The sequence below is a fragment of the Dyella choica genome, assembly GCF_003977665.1.
GTDB classification, from domain to species: Bacteria; Pseudomonadota; Gammaproteobacteria; order Xanthomonadales; family Rhodanobacteraceae; genus Dyella_B; species Dyella_B choica.
The window spans coordinates 1-9102 of the sequence record NZ_RYYV01000045.1 but is presented as its reverse complement, the minus strand read 5'-3'; the positions used below and the strand labels follow the sequence as shown (position 1 = coordinate 9102).

2 protein-coding genes are annotated in these 9102 nt (G+C 64.4%); both read right to left on the bottom strand.

What is annotated here, in order from left to right; translation table 11 throughout:
- The coding region (locus EKH80_RS23300) for a two-partner secretion domain-containing protein (RefSeq protein ID WP_126687197.1) at positions 1–6663 on the bottom strand (6663 nt) is incomplete at its 3' end.
- 68 nt (positions 6664–6731) lie between these two features.
- On the bottom strand, positions 6732–8378 hold the full coding sequence (locus EKH80_RS23295) for a ShlB/FhaC/HecB family hemolysin secretion/activation protein (RefSeq protein ID WP_158628933.1): 1647 nt from the start codon (positions 8376–8378) through the stop codon (positions 6732–6734).
- Positions 8379–9102 lie beyond the last annotated feature (724 nt).

Here is a 9102-nt window from a genome sequence, read left to right as displayed (position 1 = left end):
GCCGTTGTTGCCGTTCTGGCCGTTGATGACCAGGTTGTTGCCGGCGGCGAGGGTGGATTTGTCGTTCAGCACCGAGCCGTTGAGGGTGATGTTGCCACCGGCCAGCAGCTTGCTCTGCGCGCTGGCGGCAGCCAGGCGCTGCACCGCCGTGAGCGTGGCCGTGGTGATCGACTGCAGGTCGTTGTGCAGGATGTTGTGCGGGTCGCCATTGATGGCGCTGCCGTTGCACCACTGATCGCCATCTTTGCCGGGCGTGCCCTGGCCACCGCAGAACGATTCCAACGCCGCTTGCTGCTGCGGTGTCAGCACCTGGCTGGCTGCCACATACGGCGGCTTATGCGTGGGATCGGGGTCGTCGTAGCGGTAGACCCTCTGCGCCGCACCGGTGGTGGTGTTTTGCGCCTGCTCGCCAGCGGTGAGGTTGTAGGTGGTGGTCTGGAACACCCGCCGTTGGTTGGTGAACTGGTTTGCATTGATGGTGACGTTACCGTTGGCTTCGATGTCGCCGGACAGGTTGGTCACTGCTTGGGCCGCACCGCCGGTGGCATTGCCGGCGATGGTGAGGTCGCCGGTCGTGAAGATCGTAGCGTCGCGATTGAGCAGGGTGCCGCCCACATACAGCGTCACGCTGTTGCTGCCGGCGATCATCGCGCCCTGATACGGATTGTTGCTGGTGGTTTGCCCCAGGTCCGCGCCGTTGGTCAACGAGCCTGCGGTGGCGGTGATGGTGCCGCCGATGATGTTGGCGGTGTTGGTCAACGTACCGGCGTTGAGCGTAATGGTGCTGCCGTTGATGTTGCCTTCATTGCTGAGCGTGCCGCCGGTGCTCAGCGTGGTGCTGTTGCTGTTGAGCGTGGCACCGGCCGCGTTGTCGATATTCGCCGCGCTGACGGTAAGGTTGGTCGGCGCCTGCAGCGTGGCGCCTGCTGCATTGCTGAAGTTGCCGCTCAGGGTGAGTGTGAGGTTGTTGTTGGCGCTGAGCTGACTGCCGGCAACGTTGGTGAAATCGCCGCCCAGGGTCAAAGACAGGTTCTGGCCCGCGGCCACCTTGCCCATGCCGGTGAGGCTGCCCAGGTTGAAGCTGCCGCTGCCATTGCTGCCCAGCGTGCCATTCGCGTTGTCCAGCGAGGCCAAACTAAAGCTGAGGTTGCCGCCTGTCTGCAGCGAGCCTTGCGCATTTTTCAATGCGGCGGCGCTGTTGCTCCAGCTGATGTCGCCCGCGGCATAGACACTGCCGTTGTTATTGCTCATGCCGCCGAGGTTGAGCGTGAGCGTTTGCCCCGCCACGATCTTGCCGGCGTTGTTGTTGTCCAGATTCGACGCCGTGAGCGTCACCGCACCCTGGCCGCCCAGGGTGCCGCCTTCGTTGACCAGTTTTTGCGCCAGCGAGACCGTGCTGGCGCCCTGGCCGGTATCGGCGATACGGCCGTTGGTATTGTCCAGGCTTGCGGCATTGACGCTCAGCGTGGCGGTGCTGTTGCCGCTGCCGGCTTCGATCTTGCCCCCACGGTTGCTGAGCGCGCCCGTACTGGTGAGGTTGGCTGAAGCTTGTGCCTGCAGCGCGCCGTTGTCGTTGGTGAGATCGCCTTGCGCGGTGATGCCCAAGGTGCTGCCGGCGTAGATCTGTCCGGCGTTGACCAGGTTGCCGCTGTTTAGTGTGACCGCACCGTTGCCGCCGATAAAGCCGCCGGCGCCATTGGTCAGCGTGCCGGTGGTGGTGAGGGTCAACGCCTGGGCATCGGTCAGCTTGATGAAGCCGCCGCTGTTGTCCAGCGTGTTGGCGCTGGCGGTCAAAGCGCCGCCGGCCTGGATCGTGCCGCCGCCGGTATTGGTCAGCGCTTGGGTGAGGGTGAGGCCGATGTTGTTGCCGATCAGCGTGCCGGCCACGTTGCTTAAGGCATTGGCCTTGGCGGTGACGTCGCCGGCTGCACTCAGCTGGCCGCTGTTGTTACCCAGGGTGCCGCTGCTTTGCAGGGAGAGAACACCATTGCCGGCGATCTTGCCTCCGGTGTTGGTGAGGTCGCCGGTGCTGACGAGGCTTAGGGTGCCGCTACCGGCGTCCTGCAACGTGCCACTGGTGTTGTCGACGGACGCAGCGTTGAGGGAGAGGTTTTGTGCGTTGCTGGTCAAGACGCCATGGGCGTTTTCGAACGCGCCAGCGAAGGACAGATGCAGATCGCTGTTGCCGGTCTGTACCAGCGAGCCGTACTGGTTGTTCAGGGCGGCCGCCTGCAGCACCAGCGTGCCGGCGCTGAGTTTGGCGACTTGCGAGGAAGAGGCGCCGGCGTTGATCAGGCTGCCGGGCGTGGTGATGCTGACCAGGCCGTTGGCTGCCAGATCACCGTGGGTGTTGTTGATGTCGCCCTGCGTGGCCACCAGGGCGATGGTGGAGGCGCGCGTCTGGCTGTTCGACAGGTCGATCGCGCTTCCGCTCAGATGCAGATTGCCTGCCGCCAGTGCATGGCCGTGATCGGCCAAATTGCCAGTCGTCGTTACCGCGAGATCGCCGCTGCTGCCGAGCGAGCCATTGCCCTGCAAACCCGCCGCCAGCGTGCCGTTGCCGTCGAGGCTAGCGGCCGTGAGGGTGGTGTTGCCGGCCGCGGCAAGCACGCCGCTGTTGCTCAGCGCACCGACCATATTCCAGGTTGCGTTGCCCAAGGCGTAAGCCGTGCCGCTGTTGCTCGCATTGCCTTGGGTGGTGATGCTTAGAGAGCTGCCGCTGCGCAGGCTGCCGCTGTTGGTGAGGCTTGCAGCGGTGAGGTTGAAGCCTTGTGCGCCGTATACCGTGCCGGCGTTGGTCAAGGCACCGCCCAGTTGCAGCGTGGTCAGCTGGGTGCCGTAAAGCGTACCGCTCGCTTCATTGTCGATGGCGCCGGCACCCGTGACGCCGAGGTTGCCGCCGCTTTGGATGACACCGGCGTTGTCGAGCAGCGTCGTGGTATCGGCGCTCAGGTTGCCCGCGGCGATGAGGGAGCCACCGGCCTGGTTGGTGAGCGTGGCGTTGTGCTGGAACGTGAGCGCACCGCCTGATTGCAGGCTGCCGCTGTTGGTGACGCTCGCTGCCTGCAGCGTGGCATCGCCGCCGCTCTGGATCTGGCCGCTGTTGGTGACGCTGGTGCCGGTCAGCGCGAGCGTCTGGCCAGTGACCAGCTTGCCGCTGTTGCTGAGGTTGCCGGTGCTGCTCAGTTGAGTGGCGCCCGTGGCGCTCAAGGTGCCCTGGTTGGCCAGCGAGCTGCCGGTGATGACGAGATTGCCGTTGTCCGCTTGCAGGGTGCCGCTGTTGCTGACGCTGCCCTGGGCCGTGACGCCGATCGCCTGCTTGGCCTCCAGCGTGCCGGCGTTGGCAAAGCTATTGGCATTGAACGTGACGTTCTGGCCGCTGTAGAGGTCGCCACTGGTGGTCGAACTGAAAGCGCCACCCACTTGCGCGGAGAGGTTGCCGTTAATGGCATACAGCTCACCACTGTTGGTGACATCGCCGGTGCTTTGCAGGTGCAGGTCCTGCTGCGCCTGGATCGCGCCGCTGCTGACCAGCGTGCTGTGACTGTCGAGCGTGAGGGTACCTGCGCTGCGCAACGTGCCAGTGTTGGTCACGCTGCCGGCCGTGAACGTGCCGGTGCGTGCGGCATACAGCATGCCGCCATTGCTCAGCGCCTGCGTCAGGCTAAGGTTGAAGTCTTGTCCGGCATAAAGCGTTGCGCCCGCGACGTTGTCGAGCGACGTTGCATGCAGCAGGGCGATGTTGCTGCCGGCCTGCAGCACGCCCGCATTGCTCACGCTGCCGGTTTGGCCGAGCGTAAGCGTGCCGCTGGTGAGCCACTGTGAGCCACTGGCATTGCTCAGACTGGAGCCAGCCAGGGTGGCGTTGCCCTTGGCGTTGATATTGCCTTCGTTGCTCAGTGTGGCGGCGGAAAGCGAAAGATCGGTGCCACTTTTCAGTTGGCCACCCGCCTGGTTGTCGAAGCGGGCTGCCGTCAGGTTGACCGCCTGGCCCGTGACCAGCACGCCACTGTTTTGCGCGGTGCTGCTCAGCTGTGCTTGCAGGTTGCCATAGGCGCTGAGCGTGCCGGTATTGGCAAGCGTGGCGGCGTTGATGCTGACGTCGGCCTGGTCGGATTGCAGCTTGCCGCTGTTGGTGAAGGCGCCAGCGAGCTGGATGGCCGCAGCCTGCTTGGCTTCGATGCCTCCGGCGTTGGTCAGCGCGGCCACTTGCGCCGTGAGGCCCGAGCTGGCGTAGATATCGCCGTTGGACTGGCTCGTGAGTACGCCAGTCAAGGTCGCTGTCCAGGCGCCGCCGAGGGCATACAGCTTGCCGTTGTTGCTCAGCGTGCCGCCGCTCAAGCTCAGCGCACTGCCTGCTTGCACAGTGCCTGCGGTAGTCAGCTGAGACGACGTCATGCTCAAGTTGCCGCCGGCCAGCAGCACGCCGGTGCTGCTGAGGCTGTTGCCTGCATTGAGCAGGGCGTTGCCGTTGGTACTCAAGATGCCGCTATTGCCGAGCGTGCCGGCGATGAGCGTGAGGTTGCCGGCCCCGTTCTGCAGGGTGCCGCTGTTGCTGAGCGATGCGGCGTGCAGCAGGGACAGATCGCCGCCAGCTTGCAGCACACCCGCATTGCTTACGCTGCCGGTCTGATTGAGCGTGAGCGTTCCGGCAGCAATCCATTGCGCCGTGCCAGCATTGCTCAGGTCGGTGCCCGTCAGGATGACGTTGGCTTTTGCATTGACCGTGCCTTCGTTGCTGATCGTCGTCCCCGACACGTTCAGGTCGGTGCCGCTCTGGATTTGTCCGTTGGCCTGGTTGTCGAAACTGCTCGACGACAACGTGATCGCCTGTCCACTGACCAGCACGCCGCTGTTCTGCGCCGGGCCGCTCAGCTGCGCTTGCAGATTGCCGTGCGCGCTGAGCACGCCGCCATTGGACAGGCTCGCTGCGCCCAGCATGAGGTTTGATTGATCGGATTGCAGTTTGCCGCTGTTGATCAAGCCAGCGGCAAGACTGATGGTGTTGCCCTGCTGCGCTTCGATGCCGCCGGCATTGGTCAACGAGGCTGCGTTCAACGCAAGGTTCTGGCTGCCATAGACGTCGCCGCTGGCCTGGTTGGCGAAGGCGCCGCTCAAAGTGGCCGTCCACGCGCCACCGAGTGCATAAAGCTTGCCGCTGTTGCTCAGCGTGCCGCCTTGCAAGCTCAGCGCAGCGCCCGCCTGTACGGTGCCGCCAGTAGTCAGTTGCGCCGAACTCAATGACAGGTTGCCGCTGGCGAGCGCCGTGCCGGTGCTGCTCAGGCTGCTGGTGGCACTGAGTGTCGCGTTACCGATGGCGCTCAGGCTACCGCTGTTGCTAAGCGAATCGGCATGGATGGCGAGATCGCCGGCATCGGTCTGCAAGGTGCCGCTGTTGTCGGCATGGCCGTTGGTCTGCAAGCTGGCGCCTTGCGCGGCTTCGATCGCTCCAGCATTGCCGAACGAGGCACCCGTCAGGTTGATGGTGCTGCCCGCGTAGAGGGTGCCCGCCGACGTGTTGTTTAGCGCACCAGTCGCTTGCGCGGTGAGTGCGCCGTTCTGCGCCTTGATCTGGCCGCTGTTGCTCAGCTGACCCTTGGCGGAAAGGGTCATGGCGGAGCCGCTGTACAGCACACCGCTGTTGCTCAGGTCCGCGCTGTTGACAGTCACCGCGCCACCTGCGGCCAGCGTGCCCTGGTTGTTCAGCGCTTGCGCCGCCTGCACGCTGAGGTTGCCGGTGGCGGTGGTCTTGCCGCCCAGCACCACCTGGCCGGCGCTGGTCAGCGAAAGGTCGCCGCCCTGCGCGGCGATCTGGCCCTGACTGTTTACGCCGAGGCCGGCTTCGGTGCCGAGCAGGCGGATGGCGTTGGCATACATGCCGCCGAGCGCAGACACATCCAGCGCCACGGCGGGCGTGGCGCCACTGCCGGCGATCGGTTGCGCGGCCAGCGTGGCGTAGTCGATACGGTTGCTGCCGGTGATCACGTTGAGCTGGCGCGCCCACACGCCGGCATTGATTTCCACCGCGCGCGCAAGCAAATCGACCTGGTCGGTCTCGCTGCTGAGCAAGCCTTGCGTGTTGACGGTGATGGTGCCGCTGCGGACGTTGAAGCCGGCCAGGCCGCCGTTCGCATCCAGGATCGGCACGCCCGTCACCAGCGTGCCGCGCGGCGCGTTGATGAAGCCGCAGCCGCCGCAGGTGATGCCGTTGGGGTTGGCCACGATCACTTGGGCGGCGCGGCCGGCCACTTCCATCGCGCCGTTCAACTGGCTGGGCTGGGTGGAGGTGACTTCGTTGAGGATGATCGCAGCGGATTGGCCGGCGCCGAGATTCGGATTGCCGGTGATATAGCCGGATAACTGCGTGTTGCTGACCGCACCGTTGTTGTTGAAGATCAGGCCATTGCTGCCGACGTTGAACTGCTGGTACGTGTTGTGCGACACACCGGCGTTATTGGGCGCGGCGATGTTGACCACAGGCACGCCATTGGGAGCGGCGATCACGTTGGTGTGGGTGCCGCCGTCCGGGGTGGTTTGCGCGTGCGCGGCGGGCAGGCCGAGGGCCAGCGTGAGCGCTGCCCAGAGCGCCTGGCGGCGAAGCGATTGATGCCAGGTTGCGTGTGCAGTGGCCGTGGCGATCTTGCGTGCAGCAGTGTCCATCATGGCATCGATCCTCGATGTGTCCCACGCATGCCGGCTGCGCCGGCATGGCGTTCAAATTCCAAAAGCAATCAGTAGGTGTAGATCCATTGCATGCCGGCGCTGGGGTGCCGGGTCGGGAAGCCGCGTGGCGCTTGCAGCGGCCAGCCGGCGAACAGATCCCAACTCAAGCCCCAACGCGTGCCGCGCATGCCCGTCACCGCACCGCTCAGGCTGTGGCTGGCGTAGGCACGGGATGCCTCGCCGCCAACGTGGCCTGCATCCACGCCGGCATACAGCGTCACGCCGCTGCTGCCGATCGGCAGGTTGAGCGTGTTGCGCCAATACGCGCCATGGTTGCCGCCCAACACGGTGTTACCGTCATAACCGCGCACGGTGTAGCGACCGCCCGCAGTGAGATAGTCCTCGGCATACAGTCGATCGCCGGTGGCCTGTGCGTGCAGTTCGGACAGCCACATCCATGGCGTGCCGAACGCCTGGAACGGCAGGCTCAAGCTGCCGTCGAACACGGTGACCCCGTAACGGTTGGTGGGGCCGCCGTTGACGCTCGGCTGCCATTGCCCACCCAGCCAAGGCACGCCCCAACGGTAGGCGAGACGGAGATCCAGTTGCGCAACGCCGAGGTAGCGGCGTTGGATCAGCGCAAGTTCCGCCGAGGTCACTTTGCGGCGTTGCGTTTGGACTTCCACACTGTCGACGTAGCTGTGCTCGTGGCGCGTGGCGAGCGTCATCTGCAGCGAAGTACGGCTATGCGCATCGCGATGCAGCAGGCGCGTGGCACTGAAGGAAGTGCTGCGCGAATTGCCGGTGTAGGCGAAGGTCTGCAACGAACCGAACACCGACTGCCGATAGGCGTAATTGGACGAGGCCAGGCTGAAAGTCCAGTCGCCCCACGGCACGCTGTAGCTGAAGTTGCCGCCGTGCGTGCCCTTGACGTGGCCATAGTCGCCCACGCTGTGGGTATAGCCGATGCTGAGCAGGTCGTTGATGCCCAGCGGCTGGTCCACCGCCAGCGTCAGGCCGCCCTGATCTTTGCCGGTATCGTAGCCGCCGCTGTCGTCGAAGCTGGCCATCACGCGCCAGGACTTGCCACGCGCAATGCTGAGCAGCAGGTCCGATGTACCCGGTTGCGCGCCCGGCGCGATATCGATCTTGGCTTCCTGCGAGGGCACGCGCTTGAGCTGTTCCAACCCTTGCTCGATGGCGCGCAAGTTAAGTACGTCGCCGGGCTTGATCGGCAACGCGTTCTGCCAAAAAGCCGTGGCCGAGCCCGGCGCAAAACGCACCGCACCCACCGTGCCGGCAAGCAGCACCACGCGCAGCTTGCCGGTCGCAAGGTTCTGCTCCGGGATGACCACGCGGCTGGTGATGTAGCCGCGCGCGAGGATCAGGTCGGACGTGCGGTGCGCGAGCAGGCGCAGGCCTTGCTGGCCGATGCATTCGCCACGATAGGCGTCGAGGTACTTCTGCACGAAGCCGAAGTCCTGCGCATGCGCGCCTTCCAGCGCGATCGCCTGGATCCGGAAGCACGGCGTTTCAGCCGGCACCGTGGTGAGGTGATAGTCGATCTGCTCGCCGGCTTGCAGGCGCACATCCGGCGCAGCGCGCAAGGCTTCGCGCTGCTGGGCCTGGCGTTGCGCCTGATCGCGCTGGGCCTGTTCGGCGGCAGCGCTCTGCGCCCGTGCCGTGGGCGCATGGCCTACGGCAACGGCGATCAAACTGAAAAGCCACGTAGATGTGGCACGGCGCGCGCACGAACGCCGCCAAAAACCCCTGGTTTTACCGCGCATGCCGCCGGCCGCTCCTTGGAAAATCCGTTTGTGCCCTGTTCCCCGCATTCCCTAGTGATGCGGCCGAGTGACGAGTCGCGAAACAAGTTAGCTCGTCTTTGTGAACTTCCCATTATAGCGAGACGCGCGTCTCATCCCATCAGATTTCTCTCAAAAAGCAGTAGGCGAAAGCTTGATGTCAGCTTGGGGGAATGTTAGGGCCGCTGACATGGTTTTCTGGGGTAGCCTTGCGCGAAGCTTGCGTGGGTTAGGGTGCGAACCCGGAGGCCCCCCGCGTTTCAATCAAGAACCTTCGTTACATCAGGAAGATGGCTTATCGCGGTGATGCCTCAGGGTTTTGCTCGTCCTTAGCCGGAATGGCGATTCGCTCTGACTTGGCGCTGGCTGTAGCGTTGATTTCGCAGGGCGCAAGCCAGAGAACGTGGGGATATGTTCCCCAACAGCGGTGTTTTTGTCGTCGCACTGTTGATGTATGTCGCAGACTGGTGCATTGCCTGCGGCGCTTTCGGTCCCTAAAGGGACCGAGTCACTTTTCTTTGCTGGCCCAAAGAAAAGTAACCCAAAGAAATGGCCTCAAGAGCGCGTGGCACTGCCCAGGTTACAAGCCTTAAAGCATATCGCCATGCTTTGATCGATGGCGGGCCAAGCTTCT